Source organism: Erythrobacter sp. (assembly GCF_030066995.1).
GTDB lineage: Bacteria > Pseudomonadota > Alphaproteobacteria > Sphingomonadales > Sphingomonadaceae > Erythrobacter.
Genome location: NZ_JASJAP010000002.1, coordinates 140399 through 166151, shown reverse-complemented (window position 1 = coordinate 166151; position 25753 = coordinate 140399). Strand labels below are relative to the sequence as shown.

The 25753-nt window shown below is 63.2% G+C and carries 18 protein-coding genes; 10 read left to right on the top strand and 8 right to left on the bottom strand.

The window, feature by feature from the left end; all coding sequences use genetic code 11:
• Positions 1 to 235 precede the first annotated feature (235 nt).
• The 3 genes from QNI87_RS06995 to QNI87_RS06985 are packed head-to-tail and all read left to right on the top strand — an operon-like array spanning position 236 to position 3403.
• Complete coding sequence (locus tag QNI87_RS06995; protein WP_300595765.1) at positions 236 to 2365, top strand: S9 family peptidase; 2130 nt, start codon at positions 236 to 238, stop codon at positions 2363 to 2365.
• Positions 2366 to 2369: 4 nt separating this feature from the next.
• Entirely contained in the window at positions 2370 to 2993 is a 624-nt protein-coding gene (locus QNI87_RS06990) for an HAD family phosphatase (protein WP_300595464.1), read from the top strand.
• Positions 2990 to 3403, top strand: coding sequence for an acyl-CoA thioesterase (locus tag QNI87_RS06985; protein WP_300595463.1), 414 nt, complete (start codon positions 2990 to 2992; stop codon positions 3401 to 3403). Before QNI87_RS06990 ends, QNI87_RS06985 begins: the two co-directional genes overlap by 4 nt.
• On the opposite strand, the gene QNI87_RS06980 is transcribed toward QNI87_RS06985, so the two are convergent.
• Entirely contained in the window at positions 3400 to 5271 is a 1872-nt protein-coding gene (locus QNI87_RS06980; RefSeq protein WP_300595462.1) for a diguanylate cyclase, read from the bottom strand. The genes QNI87_RS06985 and QNI87_RS06980 overlap by 4 nt on opposite strands.
• Before the next feature lie 302 nt (positions 5272 to 5573).
• Between QNI87_RS06980 and QNI87_RS06975 the strand changes: the two genes are divergently transcribed.
• Both QNI87_RS06975 and QNI87_RS06970 read left to right on the top strand, forming a co-directional pair.
• Positions 5574 to 6674 carry a substrate-binding domain-containing protein gene (locus QNI87_RS06975; RefSeq protein WP_300595764.1) on the top strand — a complete coding sequence of 367 codons (1101 nt, stop codon included), beginning with the start codon at positions 5574 to 5576 and terminating at the stop codon, positions 6672 to 6674.
• Positions 6675 to 6722: 48 nt separating this feature from the next.
• Complete coding sequence (locus QNI87_RS06970; protein WP_300595461.1) at positions 6723 to 7799, top strand: substrate-binding domain-containing protein; 1077 nt, start codon at positions 6723 to 6725, stop codon at positions 7797 to 7799.
• 8 nt (positions 7800 to 7807) lie between these two features.
• Here the strand turns inward: QNI87_RS06970 and QNI87_RS06965 are convergent, their stop codons facing one another.
• The gene (locus tag QNI87_RS06965; RefSeq protein WP_300595460.1) at positions 7808 to 10273 is read right to left on the bottom strand and encodes a DNA translocase FtsK 4TM domain-containing protein; all 2466 of its coding nucleotides are present in this window, start codon (positions 10271 to 10273) and stop codon (positions 7808 to 7810) included.
• 132 nt (positions 10274 to 10405) lie between these two features.
• On the bottom strand, positions 10406 to 10960 hold the full coding sequence (locus tag QNI87_RS06960; RefSeq protein ID WP_366146171.1) for a thiamine phosphate synthase: 555 nt from the start codon (positions 10958 to 10960) through the stop codon (positions 10406 to 10408).
• Positions 10961 to 10974: 14 nt separating this feature from the next.
• On the opposite strand from QNI87_RS06960, the gene QNI87_RS06955 reads away from it, so the two are divergent.
• Both QNI87_RS06955 and QNI87_RS06950 read left to right on the top strand, forming a co-directional pair.
• Entirely contained in the window at positions 10975 to 11637 is a 663-nt protein-coding gene (locus tag QNI87_RS06955) for a YggS family pyridoxal phosphate-dependent enzyme (RefSeq protein ID WP_300595459.1), read from the top strand.
• A complete protein-coding gene (locus QNI87_RS06950) occupies positions 11634 to 12101 on the top strand; it encodes a hypothetical protein (protein ID WP_300595458.1) in 468 nt (155 codons plus the stop codon). The genes QNI87_RS06955 and QNI87_RS06950 overlap by 4 nt, the downstream gene beginning before the upstream one ends.
• A gap of 81 nt (positions 12102 to 12182) precedes the next feature.
• Here QNI87_RS06950 and QNI87_RS06945 read toward each other — a convergent pair whose 3' ends face one another.
• From QNI87_RS06945 to QNI87_RS06935, 3 genes are all read right to left on the bottom strand, one after another.
• Positions 12183 to 14525 (bottom strand): TonB-dependent receptor, encoded by a 2343-nt coding sequence (locus tag QNI87_RS06945; protein WP_300595457.1) that lies wholly within the window; start codon positions 14523 to 14525, stop codon positions 12183 to 12185.
• Positions 14526 to 14623: 98 nt separating this feature from the next.
• Entirely contained in the window at positions 14624 to 17374 is a 2751-nt protein-coding gene (locus QNI87_RS06940; protein WP_300595762.1) for a [protein-PII] uridylyltransferase, read from the bottom strand.
• A 117-nt stretch (positions 17375 to 17491) separates the two neighbouring features.
• Positions 17492 to 19219 carry a class I adenylate-forming enzyme family protein gene (locus QNI87_RS06935; RefSeq protein WP_300595456.1) on the bottom strand — a complete coding sequence of 576 codons (1728 nt, stop codon included), beginning with the start codon at positions 19217 to 19219 and terminating at the stop codon, positions 17492 to 17494.
• Positions 19220 to 19552: 333 nt separating this feature from the next.
• Between QNI87_RS06935 and lgt the strand changes: the two genes are divergently transcribed.
• From lgt to QNI87_RS06920, 3 genes are all read left to right on the top strand, one after another.
• On the top strand, positions 19553 to 20413 hold the full coding sequence (lgt, locus tag QNI87_RS06930; protein ID WP_300595761.1) for a prolipoprotein diacylglyceryl transferase: 861 nt from the start codon (positions 19553 to 19555) through the stop codon (positions 20411 to 20413).
• On the top strand, positions 20296 to 22833 hold the full coding sequence (locus QNI87_RS15735) for an SAM-dependent methyltransferase (protein WP_366146170.1): 2538 nt from the start codon (positions 20296 to 20298) through the stop codon (positions 22831 to 22833). Before lgt ends, QNI87_RS15735 begins: the two co-directional genes overlap by 118 nt.
• A gap of 78 nt (positions 22834 to 22911) precedes the next feature.
• A complete protein-coding gene (locus tag QNI87_RS06920) occupies positions 22912 to 23355 on the top strand; it encodes a DUF2147 domain-containing protein (RefSeq protein WP_300595455.1) in 444 nt (147 codons plus the stop codon).
• A gap of 12 nt (positions 23356 to 23367) precedes the next feature.
• Here the strand turns inward: QNI87_RS06920 and QNI87_RS06915 are convergent, their stop codons facing one another.
• Both QNI87_RS06915 and QNI87_RS06910 read right to left on the bottom strand, forming a co-directional pair.
• The gene (locus QNI87_RS06915; RefSeq protein WP_300595454.1) at positions 23368 to 24906 is read right to left on the bottom strand and encodes an ABC transporter permease/substrate-binding protein; all 1539 of its coding nucleotides are present in this window, start codon (positions 24904 to 24906) and stop codon (positions 23368 to 23370) included.
• Complete coding sequence (locus tag QNI87_RS06910; protein ID WP_300595453.1) at positions 24903 to 25745, bottom strand: ATP-binding cassette domain-containing protein; 843 nt, start codon at positions 25743 to 25745, stop codon at positions 24903 to 24905. The genes QNI87_RS06915 and QNI87_RS06910 overlap by 4 nt, the downstream gene beginning before the upstream one ends.
• Positions 25746 to 25753: the final 8 nt, after the last annotated feature.

The following is a 25753-nucleotide window of genomic DNA, read 5'->3' as shown; positions in this document are numbered from 1 at the left end:
TCGAGGATGAGGCGGCGCGCGCCATTGCGAAGGCGCAGAGTTCATGGTTACAAGGTAACAGCATAACCTCTTCTCTTGGCGCTTTAAACCCGCGCATCTCTCATTCAAAGGACGACGCCCAATGGCACACCTCTCGAAAACCCGTTTGGCCGCGCTTACCTGCGCTGCAAGCGTGGCCCTTGCGCCCGTCACAGCGGCGCAGGCCGATAGCCACAAGGACCAAGACTCCAAGGACATGAACAGCGTGAGCGCAAAAGCAACGCCGCCGGTCGCCAAGAAGGTGCCGCACACCTACACCCACCACGGCATCACGATCGAAGACCCCTATGACTGGCTTTACGACAAGTCCTACCCCACCGTCGATGATGAGGACGTGCTCGACTACGTAAAGGCGGAGAACGCCTATTTCGAAGCCAATATGAACCCCCTCGAAGCGCAGACCGAAGCGCTGTTTCAGGAGATGAAGGCGCGCATCAAGGAGGACGATTCCAGCGTGCCCCAGCGCCGCGGCGAATTCCTCTACTGGACCGAATACAAGGAAGGCGATCAGTATCCGCGCTTCTACCGCAAGCCCGTTGGCGCGCCGGCAGACGCGAAAGGCGAAGTGATCCTCGACCAGAACGAAATGGCCGAAGGCCTTGAATATTTTCGCCTTGGCGCGTTCGCGGTCAGCCAGAATGGGCGTTTCATGGCCTACGCCACCGACACCAACGGTTCAGAGCGCTACACCGCTCGCATCAAGGATTTGGAGACCGGCGAAATCCTTGCCGATGAAATCACCGAGATCCGCGGCGGCCTGACCTGGGTCGCGAACGACACCGCGCTCGTCTACACACCCTCGACCGAGGAATGGCGCTCGCTTGAGGTCAAGCTGCACACGATCGGGCAACCCAGCGACACCGATGTGACGCTTTATCTCGAAGAGGACCAGAGCTTCAGCGTGGGCGCCGGGCTTACCGCGCAGGACGATTACCTGATCATCGCAACCGGCGATAACGAGACGAGCGAAGTGCGCTTTGTCTCCGCAAGCGACCCTACGGGAGAGCTCACCCTCGTGCGCCCGCGCGAAAAGGGCGTCGAGTACAGCGTCGACATTCGTGAGGGCGAGATGTTCATCTGGACCAACGATGACCACGTCAATTTTCGCCTTGCCAAGGCCGCGCTGGAGACCCCGAGCGAGTGGGAAACCGTGATTGCGGGATCGGACGATTTTTACCTGACGGGGTTCAGCCTCTTCAAGGATTTCTTCGTCACCGAGGGGCGTCTGAACGGCCTCGACAAGGTGCAGATCCGGCAATACGCCTCACCGCAGACCGTCCAGTCGATAACCTTCCCGGAAGAAAGCTATGACGCGGGCTTGTCGAACAATCCGGAATACGATCAGACCAAGCTGCGGCTTGCCTATGAGAGCATGATCACGCCGGATACGGTCTACGATTACGACGTGTCCGCGGACACGCTGGAGACGCTCAAGACGCAGGAAATCCCGAGCGGCTATAACCGCGCGGACTATATCACCCGCCGTGTCGAGATCGAGGCGCGCGACGGCACGATGGTTCCGGTCAGCGTGGTGATGCACAAGGATCGCGAAAAGATCCTGGCCGAGCAGGGCATCGAAGGCCCCGGACCGCTGCACCTCTACGCCTATGGCGCGTATGGCTACGCCATCCCGCCCGGCTTCTCGACCTCGCGTCTCAGCCTTGTCGATCGCGGCTTTGCCTATGCCATTGCGCATATTCGCGGCGGCGATGACCTGGGCCGCAAGTGGTATCTCGAAGGCAAGCTCATGGAACGGACCAACACCTTCAACGACTTCGTTGATGTTGGCCGTGGGCTCATCGACATGGGGCTGACGGCTGAAGGCAGAGTAACCGCGAGCGGCGGCTCGGCTGGAGGCGAACTGATGGGCGCGATCGTCAATCAGGATCCCAAGCAATACGGCGCGGTCGTCGCGCACGTGCCGTTTGTCGATGTGCTCAACACCATGCTGAACGAGGATTTGCCGCTGACACCGGGCGAATGGCAGGAATGGGGCAACCCGATCACCAGCAAGGAGGCCTTTGCGTTCATCCTGTCCTACAGCCCCTACGATCAGGTCTCAGCGCAGGAGTATCCCCCGATGCTGGTCACCGCCGGTCTCAACGATCCGCGCGTCACCTATTGGGAGCCCGCCAAATGGGTCGCCAAGCTGCGCGACACCAAGACGGACGACAACGTGCTCTTGATGAAGACCAATATGGGCGCAGGCCACGGCGGCAAGTCGGGCCGCTGGAACTCGCTTTTTGAAACCGCCGAGGAGTTCAGCTTCCTGTTGTGGCAGATGGGGCTGAGCGTCGAGGTCAGTGAGGCGCAGACGGGCGGCTAACGCCATGCCGATCCGCAACATCGTGTTCGATGTCGGCAATGTGCTCGTCCCGTGGGACCCGACCGGCATCGAAACGCGCGCGCTCGGCGAAGAACGGATGGCGCAAGATGCGTTTGTTCCGCCTTTGCGCGGCAATCCGATCTGGCTGGCGCTCAACCGGGGAGAGTTGTCGCTTGGCGAGGCCAAGGCGCGCTATATCGCCGAACAGGGCTTTGCGGGTGAGGAGATCGACCGGCTGTGGGAGGCGCTTTTCGCCAGCTTCCCTCTCATTCCTGAGACGCGCGCGCTGATGGATGACTTGAAGAGCACGGGCTACCGCCTCTTCGCGATCACCGACAACGTTCGCGAAATCGTCGCCCGGTTGAAGCGGGACTACGATTTCTTCGATCACTTCGAGGTCGCCGCCGTTTCGGCCGAGCTCGGCTTCCTCAAACCCGATCCGCGCATCTATCGCTGGTTGCTCGGCACCGCCCGCATCGAAGCGGACGAGAGCGTGTTTCTCGACGATGTCGAGCGCAACGTCGATGGCGCGAAGGCGGTTGGGATGGAGGCGTTCGTGTTCACCACTGCGGCCAAGGCGCGCGCGGATCTGCGCGCGATGGGCGTCACGCTTCCGGAGGCGGTGTGAGCGCTCAACCAGAAGCCGCCTTCTCTCGAAGTTTCGTCGCCGAGCCGGAGCACATCGACGAGCTGGGCCACGTTAACAACGCGGTTTGGGTGCAGTGGATTCAGGACATCGCCACCGCGCATTGGGACCACGCCGCCCGGCCCGAAGATCACGCCGCCTTCTTCTGGGTCGTGGTGCGGCACGAGATCGACTATCGTGGCAACATCGCTCAGGGCGAAGTGGCCGAGGGACAAACCTACATTCCCGATCCACCGCGCGGCGCGACCTCGGTGCGCGTGGTCGAATTCAGGAACGCTCTGGGCAAGCCGCTGGTGTCCGCGCGCACGACCTGGGCAATGCTCGAGCGCGAGACCCAACGCCTTGCGCGCGTGCGGCCAGAGGTCATCGCGCCGTTTGTGCGGAGCGCCTAGGCGACCCTGCTCGCCTCTTCGGCGCTCCCTGCTTCGCCGCCCGCTTCGTCCCGCGCGCGCCGATGCCGGTCGTCGGCCGGTCGCGCTGGCGGCGCCTGATCGAAGACTGTCAGTCGCTCGGACAGCATGCGATTACGGCCCGAGGCCTTGGCGTCGTACATCAACGCGTCAGCGCGGGCGTAGAACTCCTCGAAACTCATCACCGTGCTGCTGGCGGCGGGGACTTCGATGGCGCCCGAGCTGGCGGTGACCGGCCCGTCCAGCCCCTCGACCTCCGCCGCGATGCGCATCGGGATCGCCTTGCGCAAGGCTTCGGCGCGTTCGAGCGTGCGTTCACCGCGCAAGAGCACAACGAACTCTTCGCCTCCCAGACGCGCTGCGACGAGATCCGGATCGGGCCGCGCCCTCAGGGCTTGCGCGCAAGCGACCAGAGCCGCGTCGCCGATCTGGTGGCCGTAGCAATCGTTGATCTGCTTGAAGCGATCGAGATCGATCAGCGCAAAGGTGTCGAACCCAGCGGCGAACAGTTCGGCAAAGCGGGCTTCGAGACCGCGCCGGTTGAGGAGGCCGGTCAGCGGATCGCGGGAGGAAAGCTGCGCGAGTGTTTGCGCTTCGGTCAGCGCGGCGTCGCGTTCGCGGCGGATCGCCAGGAAACGATCGGCGATGGCAAGACTGATGACGATGACCTCCAGCCCGGTGGCCACAAATATGGCCAGGTCAGCGCTTGACGGACCGACATAGAAGCCGATCCCGCGCAGGAGGCGCTCGATCGAGGCCAGGATGATCGGCGTCCAGGCCACCGCAATGAAGCGCGCGCTGCGGCTGCCGCGCGCTACCGCTTCGGCGACCGCCGCGCTGATGATGACGATCACCGGCATGAACGCGTAGAAATAGCCGCGATCATCGAAGCTTTGCGTCGCGTGGAACTGCAACGCGAAGAAGCCGGGCACCGCGATCGACCACAGCCCCGCCGCGATAGTGAGGCGGCGCATGAACCGGGATTGCGCCCTGTGTTCGAGAAACTCGGCAAGGAACAGCGCGGATATGCCTACGCCTATCGCCCAGAAGAGCGGGCCGCCAACCGCAATCGTCGTCACCGAGAACGCGGCAAAAGCCGAGGCCAATCCACCGGCAAACAGGACATAGGCCATCATCGCGATGACCATTGCCGCGTGCAAGAGAACGAAGCGCTCGCGCAGCACGATGAAGAAGCTTAGATCGAAGAAGAGTGGCAACACCAGCATACCCATCACGAAGGCCAGCGTGAGCACTTCAAACAGCGACCAGTCGGCGTCTTCGGGATAGTGGGAGAGCCGCGCTTCGGTCAGCAGCGGCACCGAATGGGGGCGTTCGATCCGCACCAGCAGCGCGTCGGTCGTATCGGTTATTCCAGGCAGGGGAAGCTGAAACACCGGGCCGGCTGCGAACGGTTGGCCTTCGCTTTCGGTCCAGGTCTCCGTGCGCAGGGTCCCGTCCCGATCCAGCGCGGCGAAGCTGATGCTCTTGTGCCGGGCGATGCGGCTGAAGAAGAAGCGGGGGGGCTGTTGGCCCTGCCAGGACTCGCGCTCGAACAGCAGCCAGGCAACCGGCTCATGAGCCACCCAATAGGCGTTCGAGCAGGTCCATCCATCGGCCCCGTTCTGAACCACCGACTGCCCGCGGCGCGCGGCCATATCGGCGAAGCGCGTCCCAAGCCCCGACGCCGCGTGGCAGCGAGGTGCGAAGCTCGGCTCGTCGCTTGCGTTGACATGGGCGAAGGCCGGCGAAAGGGTGGACGCCGGGCCAGCCGTGGGCAGCGGGACGCCGGCCAAAACGGCCAGAGCCAACACGATCGCAAGACACCGCGCGCAGATCCGAACCCAGCCCATGGATCAGGCCTAGCCACAAGCGGTTAGAATAGGCTTAAGTTTACACTGAACATCTGGGTTAAAGGGCAAACAACCCAACCCCTCGTAGAAGTCTGTATGCGCTGTGAAAACGCAGGCTGGTCGTCCACGAGTGGTTGGCATTGCCCAGCCGAGAAGAGCGGCGCGCGCCGCAGGCCTGCGACCGCGCCCGGATAGGCGACGCCACGGGCGAGGTAACGGGCGACGTAACGGGCGGCGTCATGGGCGTGTCACAGTGGACCCCTAGCGCGCAGGATTTGGAGACAGAGATAACCGGGATGACCATGCGCCGCCTCACTTCTTTCGCGTTCCGCCGCAAGGCCGCGCTCATCGCAGCGGCGGCGCTAGGGTCCTTGGTAGTGACGAGCTGCGGCGGCGATGTTTCGCGCGATTCGATCCGGGCGGTGGGTTCCTCGACCGTTTACCCTTTTGCAAAACTGATCGCCGAGAGCTTCTCGCTCTCCAACCCCGATTACAAATCGCCCCTGATCGAGCAGACGGGAACGGGCGGGGGCATGCAGCTCTTTTGCCAGGGCGTTGGCGCGGACACGCCCGACATGGCCAACGCCTCGCGCCGGATGAAGGTGAGCGAGTTCGAGAAGTGTCAGGCGAACGGCGTCACCGACATCATCGAATTGCAGGTCGGTTTGGATGGCATCGCGTTTGCGTCCGCGCGGGGCGGGATCGAGCTGAACCTTTCGCCCCGGATCGTCTACGAGGCGCTTGCGGCGCGGCCTTACGGCGGCGAACAGACCAACGAGACCTGGGCCGACGTCGATCCCTCGCTGCCCGACGAACCGATACTCGTCTACGGCCCGCCCAGCACGTCGGGCACGCGCGACGCGCTGAAGGAACTGGTCCTTGAAGTGGGCTGCGACACCGATCCGGCCATGAAGCGCCTCAAGGAAGAGGATCCGGACGAGCACCGCGCGGTGTGCACCGAAGTGCGCTCGGACGGCGCCTATTCGGACCAGGGCGAGCAGGACAACCTCATCGTCCAGAAGATCGAAAGCAATCCGCGCACGGTCGGGCTCTTCGGCTTTTCCTATCTCGATAAGAACGCCGACAAGGTGCAAGGCCTGCCGATGAACGGGGTCGATCCGACCTACGACAACATCGCCAGCTTTGCGTATCCCGGCGCGCGTCCACTCTACATCTACGTGAAGAAAGCGCATATGCGCGCCATACCGGGCCTCGACCTTTACCTTGAGGAATGGGTGAAGAACTGGTCGTCGGACGGCCCGCTTGCCAAGATCGGCCTTGTCGCCTCACCCGCCGATGAGATGGCGGCCAACGCTGCCAAGGTAAGCGAACGTCTGACAATGACGCGCGAGGATCTGACGGGCGAAGTGGCGGTCGCTCCCGAAGAGGCGCCCGACGCATGAGCCCCGCGTTTCGCCCCCGCAATTGCAATGGATAGGAGGAAGTTTCCGATGATAAACACGTCACAGTCCAAGGCCCGGTTCGCCTCCGCTTTGCTCGCCGGTGCCGCCTGTCTTTCGCTGGGCGCCTGCGCTGAGGAAGCCGAAGAGATCATTGAAACCGTCACGGTGGTCGGCTCTTCCACCGTCTATCCCTTCGCGCAAAAGGTCGCCGAAGACGCCGTGGCCGCCAATGAAGGTCTGGCCGCGCCCGACATCTCGTCTACCGGTTCGAGCGAGGGCATCGCGGAATTCTGCAAGGGGCAAGGCCCCGACACCGTCGATATCGTCAACGCCTCGCGCCGGATGACGCTGGACGAGTTCAACGCCTGCCAGAGCGCGGGCGTCTCCGATATTATCGAGATCAAGGTCGGTCGCGACGGCATCGTCTTCGCCGCGGCGATCGAGAAGGGCTTTGATTTCGGCCTGACCCCGGCGACCGTTTATCGCGCGCTGTCCGCGAGCCCGTTCGGCGAGGAACAAACCAGTGCGAACTGGTCCGATGTCGCGGGCGGCCTGCCGGACGAACCGATCATTGTGTACGGACCCTCCGAAACCTCCGGAACGCGCGATGCACTGCTTGATGTGATCATGATGCCGGTGTGCACCGCCAACGCTGCCATGGTGGCGCTGGAGGAGAGCGATCCCGAAGCCTTCGAGACCAATTGTCACGCGCTGCGCAATGATAGCGCCTATGTCGATCAAGGCGAGAAGGACGAGCTGGTGGTCAGCAAGATCGCCAACAATCCGAGCGCGATCGGGATTTTTGGCTACTCCTATCTCGAAGAAAACGCGGATCGGATCCGGGGCCTGACGCTGGGAGGGGTCGCGCCCAATGCCGAGACGATTGCCGACGGCAGCTATCCGGGCTCGCGCCCGCTCTACCTGTACGTGAAAAAGGCGCATATCGGCGTGACACCGGGTATCGAGGAATATCTTGCGCAATGGGCCAAGAGCTGGAGCGCGGACGGGCCGCTCACACAGATCGGCCTCGTCCCGGCGACCGGGGAGGTGCAGGAAAAGAGCGCGGCGGCGATCGCCAATTCGACCGCGCTCACCCAGGCTGATTTCGAGGAAGCCGCCGAATAGGGCGCCGATCAGATCGGATTGCCGTCGCGATCGCGGAAGATTTCGCGGCGGCCCACATGGTTGGCCGGGCCCACAAGCCCCTCGCTCTCCATGCGTTCGATCCATTTGGCCGCGGTGTTGTAGCCCACGCCCATCTGGCGCTGGAGCCACGATCCGCTCGCCTTCTGGTTCTCGATCACGATCTGGCAGGCCTGGCGATATTTGCGTTCTTCGGGGTTGTCGGACGCGGTGAGATCGTCCTCGAAGGTGAGGCCGCCCTCTTCGGGCTCTTCGGTGACCGCATCGACATATTCCGGCTCCCCCTGCGCGCGCCAGAAATCAGCGACCGCTTCGACTTCCTCGTCGGAGACGAACGGTCCGTGGACGCGCACCATCGCGCCGGTGTTGGGCTTGTAGAGCATGTCGCCCTTGCCCAGCAGCTGTTCTGCGCCCTGTTCGCCCAGGATGGTGCGGCTGTCGATGCGGCTGGTGACCTTGAAGCTTATGCGGGTGGGCAGGTTCGCCTTGATAACGCCGGTTATGACATCGACGCTGGGGCGCTGCGTCGCCATGATGAGGTGGATACCCGCCGCGCGGCTTTTCTGGCTCAGGCGCTGGATGAGGACTTCGATCTCCTTGCCCACGGTCACCATCAGGTCGGCGAGTTCGTCGACGATCAGCACGATCAGCGGCAGCGGTTCGTAATCGAGCTGCTCCTCTTCGTAGAGCTGTTCGCCCGTTTCCGGGTCAAACCCGGTCTGCACCCGGCGGCCCAGCGGCTTGCCTCTGGCGGCGGCGGCGCGGACCTTTTCGTTGAAGGAGTTGATGTTGCGCGAGTTCACGCTCGACATCATGCGATAGCGTTTCTCCATCTCCTCGACCGCCCATTTGAGCGCGCGCACGCTCTTGTGCGGCTCGGTCACCACGGGGCTGAGAAGGTGCGGAATGTCGTCATAGCTCTTGAGTTCAAGAACCTTGGGATCGATCAGAATCAGCCGGCATTCGGATGGCGTGAAGGTGTAGAGCAGGCTCAACAGGATACAGTTGAGACCCACCGATTTGCCCGAACCGGTGGTGCCTGCGACCAGCAGGTGCGGCATGGCGGCGAGGTCCGCGATGATCGGCTCGCCGGCTATATCCTTTCCCAGGATGATCGGCAGATTGCCCTTGTGCTCGGCGAAGTCCGCGCTTGCGGCCAGTTCCTTTAGCATTACCATCTGGCGATCCGAATTGGGCAGTTCGATGCCGATCACGGTCTTGCCCGGAATGGTCGAGACGCGCGCGCTGATGGCGCTCATATTGCGGGCGATGTCCTCGGCAAGGCCGACGACGCGGCTGGCCTTGATGCCCGGCGCGGGTTCAAGCTCGTACATGGTGACAACCGGCCCCGTGCGCACCGCGGTGATCTCGCCCTTGACGTTGAAGTCGTCGAGCACGTTTTCAAGCAGGCGCGCGTTGCGTTCGAGCGCGAGCTTGTCGAGGGCCGGGCCCTCGTCAACGGGCGGCTCGGCGAGCAGGTCGAGACTGGGCAGGTTGAAGGTCGCGAACATGTCGCCCTGATTGGCCTTGGCCGGGCGAGCCTTGCGCGGCGGCGCGCTGGGATCCGTGATTTCGGGCGCGCGCCGCGGCGCTTGATCTTGCACCGGAGCGCGTCCGGCCTTGGCTTTGGGGAGGGGCGCGGTTTCATCCTCGTCCTCGCCGACATCGTCATAGCTTGGTGCGGGCAACCGGGCCTGCCCAATCCCGATAAAGGGGACCCAGGACATCATCGAGCGAAGGCGGCCGATAAGCGGCCTTGCGGTGTTGCGGTCCGCGTTGTCCCACCGATCGTCCTCAACGCCGGCGCGGGAGAGGAAATCGGGCAGGGTCAGGAACGCCCGCCAGTCGATCGCGAAAATCTTGGTCAGCAGCGCGACCGCAATCGCAAGGCACACGACAGCGGCGCCGAGCGTAATCCATCCGGCCACCTCGCCGCCCATCCGGTTGGCAAGCGCTTCCACCCCGCCGGCGCCGAGCAGGCCGACAAGGCCGCCCAGCTGTGCGGGCAGCGATCCGCCGGGTGTCGGCAAGACGATGCCGAGCAGCGTCGAGAGCAGCGCCATGGCCACCACAAGCAGCGCCAGCGGTCGCCACCAGCGGGTGGTGTCGGGTTCGGCTTCCAGGTCTCCATCCTGTTCGACATCGCGCCACAACTTGCGCGCGGAGACATAGAGCAGCGGCAAAAGCAGCGCGCCGGGCACCCCAAAGCTGAAAAGCACCAGATCCGCGGTCCACGCGCCCGGCCGCCCCAGCCAATTGCCGATCCTCTCGCCGCTGGCGGCCGTCGAGAAGCTCGGATCGGTCGGCGTGTAGGTGACCAGCGCAAGCGCCAGGAAGAACATCGCCAGCAGCAGCACGCCTGCACCCGTCATCTGGACGGTTCGGCGGATCGAGCGTTGCAGCCCCGCGCGCCATTCGGCGGTGGATTTGCGGTTATGGGCGGCTCTGGTGGCCATGCGATGCTCCTTGGGTGGAGCACACCAGACGCGTGCTCCTTGGGCGGAGCATACCGAACGCACGCTCCTTGGTTGGAACACACCATGAATCCTTGCCGGAGCCCGGTCAAGCGATCTGAGGTGGCCGGAGCGCTAGCTTAAACCGTCGATCGCGGCCCATCGCGGCCAATTCATTTCCTTTGCGCGCGTCGCTGTCATGCCGCCAAGGGCGATAACCGGTATCTGCGAGCGCGCCGCAAGCTCCCGGAACAGCGATACGCCGAGACACGCCCCACCCGGATGCGAACGCGTCGGAAAGACCGGGGAGAGGAAGAGCGCGTCGGCCCCGTTCCGGTTTGCCAGAAGGACTTCGCGCGCGCTGTGAGCGGTTGCAAAGCGCATCAGGCCCTCGCGTTTGCCGAGGTTGGTGGGCGGCCCATAAATCCCGTCGGCGCCCCATTCGATCCCCTGTTCCGCATCCCCTGACAGAACGGTGAGATGATCGCGAGATCGCGCAATTTCAGCGAGTTCGTCAAAGCGCTTGCGTCGTTCGCCAGCCGCGAGATGATAGTGCCGGAAGACAAATGCGTTCCCCCGGGGCATCGCGGCAAGCGCGGTTTCGAGCTTGTCATCGTTGCGCCCATCGGAAAGCAGCCAAAGGTCCGGGAGGGTCTGGTCTTGCGGCATGGCGACGCTATAGCGCGCCAAAAGCAAGGACCACTATGGAAAGCGCAGCCACTCGGCTTGAGGCCATCGAAGAGAATATCGCCCGGGTGCTCAAACCCGCTCGGCGCGAGCGCGACGAGATCACGCTGATCGCGGTCAGCAAGACGCACCCGGCGGACAATATCACACCGTTGCTAGACCTTGGCCACCGCGTCTTCGGCGAGAACCGCGTGCAGGAAGCGCAGGAGAAATGGCCCGAGCTGCTGGAGCGCTATGGCGAGGTCGAGCTCCACTCAATTGGCCAGTTGCAATCGAACAAGGCCGAAGACGCGGTCCGCCTGTTCGACTGCATCCACGCGCTCGATCGCCCCAGTCTCCTGAAAGCGCTCGCCAAAGCAATGGACAAGGTCGGACGACGCGTGCCGTGCTTCGTTCAGGTCAATATCGGCGATGAGCCCCAGAAAGGGGGATGCCCGATCGCCGAGCTGCCCGATTTTCTGGCTAAGGTGCGCGAGACCGACGTGCCTGTTGCGGGGCTCATGTGCCTGCCACCCGCCGATATCGAACCCGCGCCGTTTTTTGCCCTGCTTGCTAAGCTCGCCGACGATAACGGCCTTGAAGGCCTCTCAATGGGTATGAGCGGCGACTACGCGACCGCGGTGCAGCTGGGCGCGACGCATATCCGCGTGGGCACCGCTTTGTTCGGCGCGCGCGGTTGAGCCGCACGCTCTCGAAACTCAGCGCGTTTATCGAGGATCGGCGCGAAGCGTTGGAGGAGCGCGCGCTGGTCCGCTTCGAAACGGGGGAGGCGCCGCAAGAGGCGCTGAGCCCGGCGGCCAAGGCGGACGCGTTTGCGCAGCGTTTCGGCTTTCAGCCCATTGGCTTCAACTGGGAGATGCTCGATCCGGGCGAGAATTGGACCGTGCCCCGCTCCGCCCGGGCCACGATGGTCGAGGCGCTTGCCACGGACATCTCGGATCGCAAGACGCTGTGGCTTGGCGATACGCGCGTGCTTCAATGCGCCGAGGCTTTTCTGGGCGCCTTTGCGCCGAGTGAACGCACCATCGTCACGAACCAACTGAACGGGCTGTGGTATCCGATTTCCGGCGCGGCGGATGAGTGGAGCTTTGTCGGCTTCGATGACGCGCCGATCGCGCTGCTGGTTCTGGTTCCGCGCGTATGAAAGCCCGCTTGGCGCCGCAACCAAGAAGGGGCGCCCCATCTCTGGAGCGCCCCCTTCAAATCTCAATCAAGCCATTTGGCATCAGAACTCAAACAGGAGCTCAACACCGACATTGCGACCGCGGCTGAGTGGGGAGAAGGTGCCACCGCCGGGATTGTTGGCAAAGGGCTGGTTGACGCCGGTGGACAGCGGTCCACCAAACGGCACGATACCGAGCTGGGTGTCTCCGCCAGCCTGCACTTCGTCAAACAGGTTGCGCCCGTAGAGCGAAACCGAGAAGCCATCGACCGGCGTTACCCAGGTGATGTTCGCCTCCAGGTTGCTGATGTCCTGAATCCAGCCCAGATTGTTATCGGTGTAGGCGAACTCGTCACGATACTGGTAATTCACGCGGGTCAGGATTTCGTTGCCGCCGTCCAGCAGCAGCTCGTGGATCAAGCCCATGCCCCAGGTGACTTCCGGCACGCGGGGAAGACGCAGATCCTCATCCGCCTCATCGATCACGCCATCGCCGTTGATATCGCTGAAGATCTCATCATACTCATCGTTGATGAGGCCGATATTCGCCGTCACGATGAGCGAATTCGACAGGCGAATGCGCGATTCCGCTTCGAAGCCGTAGATAGACGCATCGGCGGTGTTGAAGATCGACTGGACAACGCTTCCGTCATCGGGGTTCACCTCGTTCACCTCGCGCTGCATGTCCTTGATCATCGTGTAATAGGCGGCAACGTTGAGAGTGAAGACGCCATCGTCGGTCTGGAACTTGCCGCCGATTTCGAAGGTATCGACCTGCTCTTCATCGAAGTTGAAGTCACCCGTATCTGCGACAACCGCTTCGAACGCCTGAGGCGCGGTGATGCGGAAGTTATAGCCGCCCGAACGAAAGCCTCGGGTCCAGTGGCTGTAGATCTGGCTGCTGGCGAATTCATACTGCAGGCCCAGCTTCGGTGAGACGTTGCGGAAGCGCACATCGTCTTCAAAGCCGTTCGAGTTGCCGGTGAAGGGGTTTGTCCCGGTGGTCGGGCAGGTCCCGTCGACAACCGAGCATTCGGGGCGCACTTCGATGTAGGTGACCGCCGCGTCCTTGGTTTCCTGGCTCCAGCGGACACCCGCGATGATCGAGAAGCTGTCCGTCAGATAGATCTGGGAGTTGGCAAACAGGCCCAGCACTTCATGGTCCTGTGCACCGCCGCCATAGAAGGGCAGCGGAGTGGCGAACGGCAACTCGCGAACTTCGGTGTACGCGATACTCTGATCGAAGTAGAAGCCGCCTACGGTCAGATCGAACGTGTCGGTCGACACAGCGTAGCGGATTTCGTTCGAGATCTGATCCTGCACCGTTTCCGTGTTCGAGTGGAAAAGGAATTCGGTCGTCCCGTCGATATCGCCGAGCGTTGTGCCCGCGTAATCGCGATAGCCGAAAATGTTGGTCAGCGTGCCCGGACCAACATCCCACTCGGCGGTGAGCGATCCGGTCCAGATTTCGTTGGCGTAGGCGCCGGGTTCGTCGATTGCAAAATCGAACGTGTCGCGCTCGAAGATGCCGCGGTTCTGAGCCGAAGGGCCATCGCCCTCGCTGTCGAAATAATCGAGCTTGCCGGTGATCGTGAGATCGCCGAGCCGCGCTTCGAGAGCGCCTCGGATGATGTAGGTCTCGGCAGCGCCGTGGTTGGAGCCGTCGAACTGATTGATGAAATACCCTTCATCGTTGTTGTAATAGCCGGCCACTTTGAAAAGCAGCGTGTCTTCGATGATCGGACCCGAGAGCACCGCGCTGGTCGTGTAGTTCTCACCGCCGCGACCGCTGTCGATCGGGCCGTCCACAGCGGCGCGAATCTGGCCGCTGAATTCCTCGGTCGGGTTGCCGGTGTTGACCACCACCGCACCGCCGGTCACGTTGCGACCGAACAGCACGCCTTGCGGTCCGCGCAGGATTTCCACGCTTTCCACGTCGAAGATGTCGAAGACGACGCCGCCGTTGAAACCAAGGTAGACGCCATCGACGAACACGCCAACGGTGGGGTCGATCGACGGGATCGAGGAGTTGATACCAAGACCACGGATCGAGAAGTTGGCCGTCCCGCGGCTGGTCCCGATTTGGTCGAGCGACACGTTCGGCGCCTGAAAGCTGAGGCCTTGGATGTCGCGGACTTTAAACGCTTCGAGCGTGTCTGCGTTGAACGCGGTGACGGCGAGCGCCACGTCTTGGACGTTCTCGACGTTTTGCGTCTTTGTGCCGGTGACAACTATGTTGTTGATAGCATCGAGCGAGCTTTCACGCTCGGGCGTTTGCTCTTCGGCGGTCACATCGTCTGCTGTTTCATCTTGCGCAAATGCAACACCAGGTGTGGCCAGAGCGGCGAGGGCGCAGCCGGACGTAAGCAGCGCGAAACCGCGCCGCATTCGATAGGGGGTTTTCATGATTTACCTCTCCTGACGTAGGGGAAATTCGGCATGAACAACGAGTCACGCAATTGCAACTTATTTTCAGCTCGAGCCGATTTCTTAGCAAAGTGTGACTATTTTGCCGCGCCCTCGAGCTGTCTCTGCCGCTTGTCGCTGGCCGCGGCGAGCAACGCAGCGCGGATCTCTGACAGCCGGGCTTCGCTGGTGATTTTCGCTCTGGTGAGATCGGTCACATAAAAGGTATCCGCCGCGCTTTCGCCATAGGCGGTGATATGCGCGGACTGAACAATCACTTTCGCCTCGAACAGCGCGTAGGCCAGCCGGTTCAAGAGCGCGGGCCGGTCGCGCGCGCTCACTTCGATGACGGTGAAGCGGTTGGAGGCCTCGTTATCGAAGGTCACCGCCGGGGCGATACGAAAGGCCTTGGAGCGCGAATGGCGCAGCGGGCGCGCGGCGAGCTTCTGGACGAGCTCGCCCTTGCCCATCAACGCGTCGCGAATGCCGGTTTTGAGCCGCTCGATCTGAGCCTCTTCGCTGAACGGTTTGCGGTGCCGGTCCTGCACCAGGAAGTTGTCGAACGCGGTCCCGTCGCTTGCCGTGTGAATGCGCGCGTCAATGATGTTTGCGCCCGCCAGATGAATGCCCCCGGCGATGCGAAAGAACAGCCCCGGGTGATCCTGCGCAATGACGCTGACGAGGCTTGCTCCGCGCTCCTCATCGACGTCGCAGCGGATGGAGAGCCGTTCGCCCGCCGCTTGCGCCTCGGCGTGTTGCCGCAGATTGCGTGCGATGATGTCCTCGGGCTCCGCAACCCAATAGGCATCGTTCATCAACGCGCCGATATCATCCACCAGCCCGCTTGCCGAGCCGAGCCGCGCGCGCACCGCCGCGCGCTTGGCCTTCACCCGCGCCTTGCGCCCGCGTCGCTTGTGACCCAGCCGCAGCCGTTCCTGCGCCGCATCGTACAACTCGCCAAGCAATTGCCCTTTCCAGCTGTTCCACACGCCAGGCCCGACCGCGCGGATATCGACGGCGGTGAGGATGGCCAGGTTGCGCAGGCGGTCGAGCGTGTGAACCTCAGCGACGAAATCCTCGATCGTCTTGGGATCGGTGAGATCGCGCTTCTGCGCGGTGCGGCTCATCAAGAGGTGTTCGAGCACCAGCCAGGCGACCAGCTCGGTCTCCGCCTTGTCGAGCCCGAAGCGCGGACACAGCCGGCGCGCTACTCCTGCACCCAGAACCGAGTGATCCCCGCCGCGACCCTTGGCGATGTCGTGAAGCAGCACGGCAACGAACAGCGCTCGGCGAGAGGATACTTTGTGGATTTGCTTGGTGGCGCGGGGATGGTCCGCTTCGAGCAACCCGCGCTCGATCTGACTCAACAGGCCAATCGCGCGGATCGTGTGCTCATCGACCGTGTAGTGGTGGTACATGTCGAACTGCATCTGCGCGTTGACCCGGCCAAAGTCGGGCACGAACCGTCCGAAGACCCCTGCCTCGTTCATCCAGCGCAGGGCGGTTTCCGGGTCGCGCTTGCCGCACAACAGATCGAGGAAGAGCGCGTTGGCGCGCGCATCCTTGCGCACTTTCGCATCGATCAGTTTGGCGTCGCGATCCGCAAGCCGCATGGTCTGCGGATGGACCTCAAGCCCTTCGGCCTCGGCAAGGGTGAACACTTCGATCAGCCGCACCGGGTCGTCTTCGAACCAGTTTTCGCAGGGCGCCCGGATCGCTCCGTCTGCGACGACGAAGCCGGATATCGCGCGCAGCTTGGCCGAGCGGTTTTTCGAGAACACACTCGTTTTACGTGCCTTGCGAAACTCCTCCTCCAGCGCGGAGAGGAACACGCCCGAGAGGCTGCCCACGCGTTTGGCTTGCAGGAAATAGTATTGCATGAAGCGCTCGACCGCGCTTTTTCCCGGACGGTCGGCGAAGTTCATGCGCTCGGCGACTTGCCGCTGAAGATCGAAGGTAAGCCGGTCCTCGGCCCGCCCGGCCAGTTCGTGCATGTGACAGCGCACGGCCAGCAGAAAGCTCTCCGCCCGGCGAAAGCTGCGATACTCGCTCTTGGTCAGCAGGCCGACACCCACCAGCTCCGCCGCCGTTTCGGTGCGGTGGATGTACTTGCCGATCCAGTAGAGCGCCTGGAGGTCGCGCAAGCCTCCCTTGCCTTCCTTGACGTTGGGCTCCACGACATAGCGGCTGTCGCCCATCCGCTCGTGCCGCTGATTGCGCTCGGCGAGCTTTTGCGTGACGAATTCGCGCTCGCTGCCGCGCACGACCTCGCGCCAGAACCGCGAGCGAGCTTCCTCATAGATCGCCTGATCCCCCCAGACGAGCCGTGCTTCGAGCAGCGCGGTGCGAATGGTCAGGTCTTCCTTGGCCATGCGCATCGTGTCGCTGACCGTGCGGCTCGAATGGCCGACCTTGAGACCAAGATCCCACAACAGATAGAGCATCGCCTCGATCACCTGTTCGCACCACGGCGCGCGGCGCATGGGGGTGATGAAGGCGATGTCGATGTCCGAATGCGGCGCCATCTCGGAGCGCCCGTATCCCCCGACCGCCAGCACGGCGAGACGTTCGGCAGCGGTGCGGTTGGGCGCGGGGTAGACGTGCGCCGTCACGTGATCGTAGATCACGCGCAGCAATTGGTCGGTCAGGAACGCGTGGCCCGCCGTGCATTCGTGCCCGGCCGACGGCTTGCTGGCAAACCGCTGAGCGAGTTCACCGCGCCCCTTCTCGACCGCGTTGCGCAAAGTGTTCAGGATGTGGGGCCGGGCCTTGTCTCCATGCGCCTCCACCAGCTTGGCGATCGATTCCGCGATCGTGCGTCGATCGAAAATCGCGCGCTGGCGCGGCAGGCCGCGCGGCGACTTGCGCGGCGGGCGCGGCGCCTGGAGCTTCCGGGGCGAACCGGCCGCAGACGCGCTCACGCCCACACTCCTCGCCGGTTCGCCCACCCCCGGATCAGCGCGCGCTCAGGCCGCCGCAAGCTGTTTGGTGTACTGTTCGCGTAGGGCCTTCTTGTCGACTTTCTGTGTGCCAAGGCGCGGAAGTGTTTCATGCACCACGAAGATATGGTCTTCGTCCGGCACCTTGAAGGGGGCGATATGCTTAAGTAGGAATTCGCGCAGAGCCGCCGGGGTGACGGTTTCGCGACCCTTCTTCGTCAAGATCACCGCCGCGGGCACTTCGACAAAGCGTTCATCGGGAAGTCCGAAGACCGAGCATTCCGCGATGTCTTCGTGCGCGTAGATCGCGTCTTCGACCTCGATGCAGCTGATATTCTCGCCGCCGCGGATGATGATGTCCTTCTTGCGATCGACAATGTAGAGATAGTCGTCCTCGTCGAGATAGCCGAGATCGCCGGTGCGGAAATACTGATCCTCGGTAAAGGCGGCCTTGGTCGCCTCCTCGTTTTTCCAGTAGCCCAGGAAATTCGCGACCGAGCGGATGCAGATCTCGCCTACGCTGCCCTGCGGCAGTGTGTTGCCATCGTCATCGAGGATGGCGAGATCGACGATCGGCTTTGACGCCGTGCCGGTGGAGCCGGGCTTGGCGAGGTAGTTCTCGTTGAAATTGCCGCATCCCACCGCGTTGGTTTCGGTGAGACCATAGCCCAGAAGCGGGAATCCGCCGGGAAAGCTTTCCTTGATCTTGTTGACGTGCTCGACCGGACGCGGCGAGCCGCCCGCGGCAAAGCTTTTGCACGTAGAAAGGTCGTAGTCCCCGCGGTTGGGGTGGCTGGCGATCTCGTAGCTCATCAGCGGCACACCGACGAAGTAAGAGACCTTCTCCGCCTCCATCAGGCGCATTGCTTCTTCCGCGTCCCATTTGGGCATCAGCACCAGCTTGCGACCGATCGCAACGCTTTGCAGGAACAGCGGGACTTCGCCCGTGACGTGGAACAGCGGCACGGCGACCAGCGCGCAGGGCTGTGCAGAGAGGTCCTCGCCCTGGCTTTCCAGATGCGCCTTTGCCATCGCGCTTTGCGCCACATAGCTCATAATGCCATGGACGACGCCGCGATGATCTGAGTAGGCGCCCTTTGAATTGCCGGTCGAGCCCGAGGTGTAGAGGATCGTCGCAAGGTCATCGGGGGTCAGTTCGCCGAGCATTCTCATCGCCACCGACGAGGCCTGATCAGCGGGCGCGGCCCAGACTTCGGCGAGACCTTCTGACGGCGCGCCGCCGTGCTCGAACAGGACGATCTTGGCGTCGTGTTCGACACCTTCCAGACGTTTCGCGCGGCCCGCATCGGCCAGCACCACTTTGCATTCGCAAAGGTTGATCCCGTAAGCGAGTTCCTCGCCCGACCAGAAGCCGTTGATCAGCGTGGCGCAGCCGCCCGCCATCAAAATGCCGATCTCGGCGATCATCCAGTTGGCCGAATTGCGCGCCGCTATCCCCACGCGGTCGCCTTTCTCGATCCCGTGTCTGGTCACCAGGCCTTCCGCCACGCAGGCGGCGGCCGAGTACACTTCGGCAAAGGTCATGCGCACGTCGCCATCGACCAGGAACACGGCATCCTTGTGCTCGCTTTGCGTGCAAAAATGCGCAAAGTAGTGCGCCAGTGTCGGCGGGGCTGCGGCAAAGGCCGGCATTTCGACGCCGCCGCGCTCGAACGGCGCTGTGGCGAACGGCTGACCCTCGGCGGTCAGCGCCGTGATGATTGTGTCCAGCGCTTGGTCCAGCTGAGTGGGCATGCGATTGTCTCTCCTCTTGATCCCATTGTATTTCTTGCAGGCGCCGCTTTGATCGGGGACGGCAGCCCTGTATCCGCTTTGGGGCATCGGCGCACGGGTTTCCAGAGGTCTGGAGCCCGAGCGCTCCATGACGTCTCAGGAGCGGGGCACTTTCCCCGAACCGGATCCTATGCCAAAGACGCGCGGCAGAGACGCCGCCCGGCTGATAATCACTCTTAAGAGGTTCGCATCGTGCTGTCACTACTTGCTGAGAGCGCCCAGTTGGGCGCCCTTCTCGGCGCCGCCACCGGAGCCGTCGAGGCTGTCGAGCCGATCTACTGGTCGGATCTGGGAATGCGGCCCTACCTCTTCGAGATCGGCGGCTTCCAGCTGCGCTATTATTCGCTCGCCTACCTGCTGGGTGTGCTGTTCGCCTATTGGCACTTGTCCAAGATGATCAAGCAGCCCGGCGCGCCTCTGGCCCAGCGCCACGCGGATGATCTGTTCTTCTACTGCACGCTCGGTGTGATCGTGGGCGGACGGCTGGGCTATGCCGCGTTTTACACCGGAGGGGCTTCCAGCATCCCCAGCGCTTTCACCACCTTTTCCGGCGAGGGCTGGGTGAGCTGGCAATTGCTGCGCGTATGGGATGGCGGCATGAGCTTTCACGGCGGGCTGATCGGCGTTTTGCTGGCGATCGCCTTTGTGACCTGGCGCGACCGGCTCTCCTTCATGCGGGTGTGCGACTACATCGCGGTCAACGTGCCAATGGGAATGCTTCTGGGGCGGCTGGCCAACTTCAACAATGGCGAATTGTGGGGGCGTGAGACCGATGTGGCCTGGGGCATGGTGTTTCCCAATGCGGGCGAGGTCGTGCGCCATCCCAGCCAGCTCTATCAGGCGGGGCTCGAAGGGCTGGCGCTTCTGATCATACTGATGCTCTTGTTCTGGCGCACCAAAGCGCGCTATCGACCCGGCCTCTTGGTCGGCATCTTCACGCTTGGCATGGGGATGGCGCGTTTTGTGAACGAGTTTTTCCGTGAGCCCGACGAACAGCTGTCTGATTTCGCCGTGCAAACCGGTTTGTCGATGGGACAATGGCTGACGCTTCCGCTGATCCTGGCCGGGTTGATTGTCACGCTTTACGCCGTGACGAGGAAGCCCGTGGGCAGCGGCCCGGGTTCGAGCGCGGGCTCCCAGACGGCGACGGCCTGAGCGAGGACAGTATCTGGCGCAAGCGTCTGCGGTTGATTGAGCCGGACGGGACCGTCATCGAAGTGCCGGAGATGGACCCGGCGCAAGGCGAAATCTGGAATGAGGCTGAATTGGCCGCGGAGCCGATCGATTCCGACACGTCTGTCCTCGCCAAGGGCGGCAAAGCCCCACGCCGGGCCGCAAAGAGATCGGGTTCAGGGTCAAGAAAAGGAGGTGCGGGAGGGGCCGCATACTCTGATATCGGTGCATTCTTCACCCGGGGACGCCTGCGGCTGATCGAGGCTGACGGGACTGTGACCGAAGTGGTTCGCGCCGCGCCCGGCTGGATCGCGCCAGCGGGCGCCATGTCGGGTGCCAGGTCGGGTGGCGATGCCGGAGGGCGCGGCGCGTCCGCAAAGGCTCAGACGGCCAAAGCGGAAGCCGAAGCAAAAGCGCGCAAGGCCGCCCAGGAAGAAGCGCGCCTCGCCAAGGAAGCCAAGGAGAAGTCCGAAGCCGAAGCGGCCGAAAAGGCGCGGCTGGAAGCCGAAGCGAAGGCCAGGGCCGAAGCGGAGGAGAAAGCTCGCCTCGAAGCCGAAGCGAAGGCGAAACGCGAGGCGGAAGAAAAAGCGCGGCTGGAGGCGGAGGCCAAAGCCAAGGCAGAAGCGGAAGAGAAAGCCCGCCTCGAAGCGGAAGCGAAGGCCAAGGCGGAAGCCGAAGAGAGAGCTCGCAAGAAAGCGGAAGCGGAGGCCAAAGCCAAGGCGGAAGCGGAAGCAAAGGCCCTCAGGGAGGCGGAGGCAAAGGCCAAAGCCGAAGAAAAGGCCCGGCTTGACGCGGAAGCCAAGGCGAAACGCGAGGCGGAAGAGAAGGCCAAGCGCGAAGCGGAAGCGAAGGCCAAGGCTGAGGCAGAGGCCAAAGCGAAACGCGAGGCGGAGGAGAAAGCAAAGCGGGAGGCCGAGGAAAAGGCCAAGCGCGAGGCCGAGGAGAAAGCGCGGCTAAAAGCGGAGGCGAAGGCCAAGGCGGAGGCCGAAGAGAGAGCCCGCAAGAAAGCGGAAGCGGAGGCCAAAGCCAAGGCGGAAGCGGAAGCGAAGGCCCGAAGAGAGGCGGAGGCAAAGGCCAAAGCCGAAGAAAAGGCCCGGCTTGAAGCGGAAGCCAAGGCAAAACGCGAGGCGGAAGAGAAGGCCAGGAAAGAAGCCGCCGCCAAGAAAGCCGCCGAAGCCAAAGCGAAGAAGGAAGCGCAAGCCAAAGCCGCAGCGGAGAAGAAGGCGCGCCAAAAGGCAGAAGCGGACGCCAAGGCCAAGGCCGAAGCGCAGGCCTTGGCCGAAGAAGCGGCACAAGAGGCCCAAAAGGCCAAAGCGGAAAAGAAGGCCGAGAAAGCGGACGCCGCCTCAACCTCGGCCGACATCGATCTGCTCGAATCCTACCGTCGTCTCATTCCCACCACCGGCCCGATCAGCCTTTCGCAATTCATGGGCGAATCCAACGCGCGCTATTACGCGAGCCGCGATCCGCTTGGCGAGGCGGGGGATTTCATCACGGCGCCCGAAGTCAGCCAGATGTTTGGCGAGCTTATCGGGCTGTGGTTCGCCGATCTGTGGGTGAAGATGGGCTCATCCAAGAACATCCACTATGTAGAGCTTGGCCCGGGTCGCGGCACGCTGTCGCAAGACGCCTTGCGCTCTGCGGCGCGCTACGAATTCGACCCCAAGATACATTTTGTCGAGACTTCGCCAGCGCTGCGAGATATCCAGAAAGAGAAGTTTCCCGACGCGATCCACCACGATGATCTCTCAACGCTGCCCGAAGATCGACCGCTGCTGATTGTTGCCAACGAGTTCTTCGATGCCCTTCCGATCAAGCAGCTGATCCGCTCCGCCGATGGCTGGCATGAGCGTATGGTTGGACTTGATGGCAAGGATTTGCAGTTTGTCGCCGGCGAAGAGCGAGTGGATGACCTTGTCCCACCCAGTTGGGTGAACGCCGCGCAAGGGACGATGATCGAGACCAGCCCGGCGGCCAACGCGCTCATGGCCGAGATCGCCACGCGGCTCAAAAACCAGGGCGGCGCGGCCTTGATTATCGATTACGGCCCGCTCGAAGCGCGCTCAGGCTCGACGCTGCAGGCCCTCATGGACCACTCAAGCGTCGATCCATTGCGGTTTCCCGGCGATGCGGACATCACCGCCCATGTCGATTTCGAGCGCCTGGGCCAGATTGCGGAGGAAAACGGGGCGGAGGTTATGGGTCTGCAAATGCAGGGCGAATGGCTCCACCAGATGGGGATCGAGACCCGGATGGAAGCGCTCAAGCGCAAGGACCCGAGCGAGGCCGATGTCATCCAGCGGCAATACGACCGGCTGATGCGCGATGACCAGATGGGCGCCTTGTTCAAGGTGCTCGGCGTGTGCGGGCGTCGCTGGCCGTTTGGATTTGGGTTCGATTGACGCGGATGTAACTTTGTGGGCGCGCGCCGCGAACCGGTGTTCGAGCGCTGAGATATCCTCGCGCCCGGGAGGCCTGCCATGACCGCTCGAAAACCTCATAACCGGTTCGCCCTTCTCGGCGCTTTTGCTGGTGTTCTCGCTGGTGGAGGGGCCGCCACGCACGCCGCCGAACCGATCGCCGGGCGCTGGGTCACCGAAGAAGGGGATGCGATCATCACGATCAGCCCGTGCGGACCGACGGTGTGCGGGCGGATCTCCCAATTCCTCGTGCCCCCGCCCGACGGCGCCGACCAGCGCGACATCTACGATCCCGATCCCGCCAAGCAGAAACGCCGCCTGATGGGCCTGCCGATCCTGACGGGCTTTGCCGAGGAAGAGACGCTGTGGCGCGGGCGGATCTACGATCCCAAGAGCGGCAGGAGCTACCGCTCGGTCGTGCGCCGCAAGGGGGCCAACGCGATCGAAGTGAAGGGTTGCATCAGCTTTTTCTGTCAGACGCAGATATGGAAGAAAGCGTCGTGACGCAGGCGTCGATCAGAGCCCGATCGTCTCCGCCAACCGACGCGCGGCGGTTTCCGGCATGACCTTCCGGTCGTCCTCACGATCGACCGAATAGTTGGCTTCCTGCATCACCTCGACGCTGATCGCGCCGATCAACGGCTCAAGCGCGGCGACGGCGGCCTCGTTCTTGGCCAGTTCGGGGCTAAGCATCAGCATCGCGTCGTAAGAGGGCAGCGCCTCGCGCGGGTCGTCGAGCAGGATGTAAGTGTCCGCTGCTAGCCGGCCATCGCTGCTGTAGGCGCTGATCGCGTCGGCCTCGCGCGCCTCCAGAGCGTTGAACATGAAGGTGGGCGAGAAATTGCGGGTCTCCCTGAACCGCATGCCATAGGCGTCGCGCACGGCGATCCATTCGGGCCGCTCGAAGAACTCCGGATCGCCGCCGACGGCAAGGCGCGGCGCAACCGCGGCTAGGTCTTCAAGCGAGGTGACGTTCAGCTCCGCAGCCCGGTCGCGGCGCATGGCAAAGGCGTAGGCGTTTTCGAAACCCAGCCGCCCGAGCACGCGTGTGCCGGTGTTTTCGCGTTCCCATTCGACGATCTGCCTGAACATCTCATCGCGACCTGGATTATCGGAGCGTTTCAGCTCGTTGGTCCAGACTGTCCCAGTGTAGTCGACCGAGATATCGATGCTGGAACTCGCCACCGCGCCGTGCAGGATCGCGGAGCCCAATCCCGTGCGGTATTCGACTGCGAAGCCCTCCTTCTCAAGCTGTTGGCCGATCAGCTGAGCAAGAATAATGCTCTCGGAAAACTGCTTGGATCCGATGACGATCGTGTCCTCGTTATCGTCACCGAATTGCGCCGAAAGCGCAAAAGTGAGACCGATTGCCACCGTCGCCAGACCCCCGCCCCATTGCCACCTGGATCGCTTCGCAAGGCCGCGCTCGATAAGGCCCAACAGCGCATCGGCCACCATCGCCAGCCCTGCGCTTGCAAAGCATCCCGCGAGTACCAGCACCCAGTTCTGCGTCTGAAGTCCGGCAAAGATCGGATCGCCCAGGCTGGGCTGACCGATCGTGGTCGAAAGGGTCGCAGCGCCAATGGTCCACACGCTCGCGGTGCGGATGCCGGCCATGATAAAGGGCGCGGAGAGCGGCGCTTCGACCAGAGTGAGTTTCTGCCAGCCGGTCATGCCAACTCCGTCGGCTGCTTCGAGCACGCCGGGGTCGAGATTGGCCTGCGCGGTCACCGCGTTGCGCAGGATCGGCAACAGCGCGTAGAGCGCGAGCGCCAGCAGCGCAGGGAGGAAGCCGAGCGTTGGCAGTTCTTCGCCAAAGACAGCGCGCAGCGACAGCAGCACGGGGAAGAACAGCGCGAGCAGCGCCAGGGCGGGGATGGTCTGCACAAGGCTCGCAAAACCGAGCGCGATGCGCGCCACCGCTTGCGAGCGAGCCGCCCACACCGCGAGCGGAAGCGCGACGAGAATGCCCAGCCCGATGGCGCTTGCTGCCAGCACAATATGCGCCGTCAGCTTGTTGCCCAGCGTGAAGAGCGTCTCCCAAAAGCCGCTCATGACGCTGCTCCCTCACCGGATGAGGGAGAGGAAGCGTGCGTTTTGCGGGCGATTCTCTGTTCTAACGCGGCAAGCTTTTCGGCCTGATCGCGCGGCACAGCGACCAGGCGTTGCGCGATCGCGCCACCCTTGCCGGCGAGCAGCGCGCTCGGGCGTTCATCCGCCACGAGGCGACCGGCATCCATCACCAGCACGCGGTCAGCAAGCAGCAGGGCTTCGGCCATGTCGTGCGTGACCATGATAGTGGTAAGACCGAATTCCTCGTGCAGCTCGCGCACGCGCTCTCCCAGAGCGTCGCGTGTGATGGGGTCGAGCGCGCCGAAGGGTTCGTCCATCAGCAGCAGCTCCGGATCGCCGGCGAGCGCCCGGGCCACGCCGACACGCTGGCGCTGCCCGCCGGACAGCTCGTCGGGCATGCGGTCCGCCATTTCCGGTTCAAGCTCCACCAGCGTGAGCAGCTCGGCGATCCTTTCGGGCGAAAGCGTTTCCCCGGCCAAACGCGGACCGATGGCGATGTTCTCGCCCACTCGGAAGTGTGGAAAGAGGCCAATTCCCTGAAAGACATAGCCCACCCTTCGGCGCAGGGTGGAGGGCTTGAGTTCGGTGACATCCTTGCCGCCAAACAGCACGCGGCCCGCCGAGGGCTCGACCAGCGTATTGACCATCTTGAGCAAGGTCGATTTGCCCGAACCCGACGCGCCCACCAGCGCTACGAACGACCCTCTTGCAATGCGACAGGTAACACCGCCCACCGCGATAACCTCGCCGCGCGCCCCATAACGGCGCTCGACCGCTTCGAAATGAAGCAGCGTTTCGGCGTCGCTGTTGGTGTCCCCCATGATGACCG

What these genes read in the sequence shown, in the direction of transcription:
- QNI87_RS06955 (WP_300595459.1), top strand. Translation starts at nt 10,975, where the DNA reads ATGGAAAGCGCAGCCACTCGGCTTGAGGCCATCGAAGAGAATATCGCC.
- QNI87_RS06920 (WP_300595455.1), top strand. Translation starts at nt 22,912, where the DNA reads ATGACCGCTCGAAAACCTCATAACCGGTTCGCCCTTCTCGGCGCTTTT.
- QNI87_RS15735 (WP_366146170.1), top strand. Translation starts at nt 20,296, where the DNA reads ATGGCTGACGCTTCCGCTGATCCTGGCCGGGTTGATTGTCACGCTTTA.
- QNI87_RS06910 (WP_300595453.1), bottom strand. Translation starts at nt 25,745, where the DNA reads ATGGGGGACACCAACAGCGACGCCGAAACGCTGCTTCATTTCGAAGCG.
- QNI87_RS06980 (WP_300595462.1), bottom strand. Translation starts at nt 5,271, where the DNA reads ATGGGCTGGGTTCGGATCTGCGCGCGGTGTCTTGCGATCGTGTTGGCT.
- QNI87_RS06995 (WP_300595765.1), top strand. Translation starts at nt 236, where the DNA reads ATGAACAGCGTGAGCGCAAAAGCAACGCCGCCGGTCGCCAAGAAGGTG.
- QNI87_RS06915 (WP_300595454.1), bottom strand. Translation starts at nt 24,906, where the DNA reads ATGAGCGGCTTTTGGGAGACGCTCTTCACGCTGGGCAACAAGCTGACG.
- QNI87_RS06965 (WP_300595460.1), bottom strand. Translation starts at nt 10,273, where the DNA reads ATGGCCACCAGAGCCGCCCATAACCGCAAATCCACCGCCGAATGGCGC.
- QNI87_RS06990 (WP_300595464.1), top strand. Translation starts at nt 2,370, where the DNA reads ATGCCGATCCGCAACATCGTGTTCGATGTCGGCAATGTGCTCGTCCCG.
- lgt (WP_300595761.1), top strand. Translation starts at nt 19,553, where the DNA reads ATGCGGCCCTACCTCTTCGAGATCGGCGGCTTCCAGCTGCGCTATTAT.
- QNI87_RS06945 (WP_300595457.1), bottom strand. Translation starts at nt 14,525, where the DNA reads ATGAAAACCCCCTATCGAATGCGGCGCGGTTTCGCGCTGCTTACGTCC.
- QNI87_RS06975 (WP_300595764.1), top strand. Translation starts at nt 5,574, where the DNA reads ATGCGCCGCCTCACTTCTTTCGCGTTCCGCCGCAAGGCCGCGCTCATC.
- QNI87_RS06970 (WP_300595461.1), top strand. Translation starts at nt 6,723, where the DNA reads ATGATAAACACGTCACAGTCCAAGGCCCGGTTCGCCTCCGCTTTGCTC.
- QNI87_RS06935 (WP_300595456.1), bottom strand. Translation starts at nt 19,219, where the DNA reads ATGCCCACTCAGCTGGACCAAGCGCTGGACACAATCATCACGGCGCTG.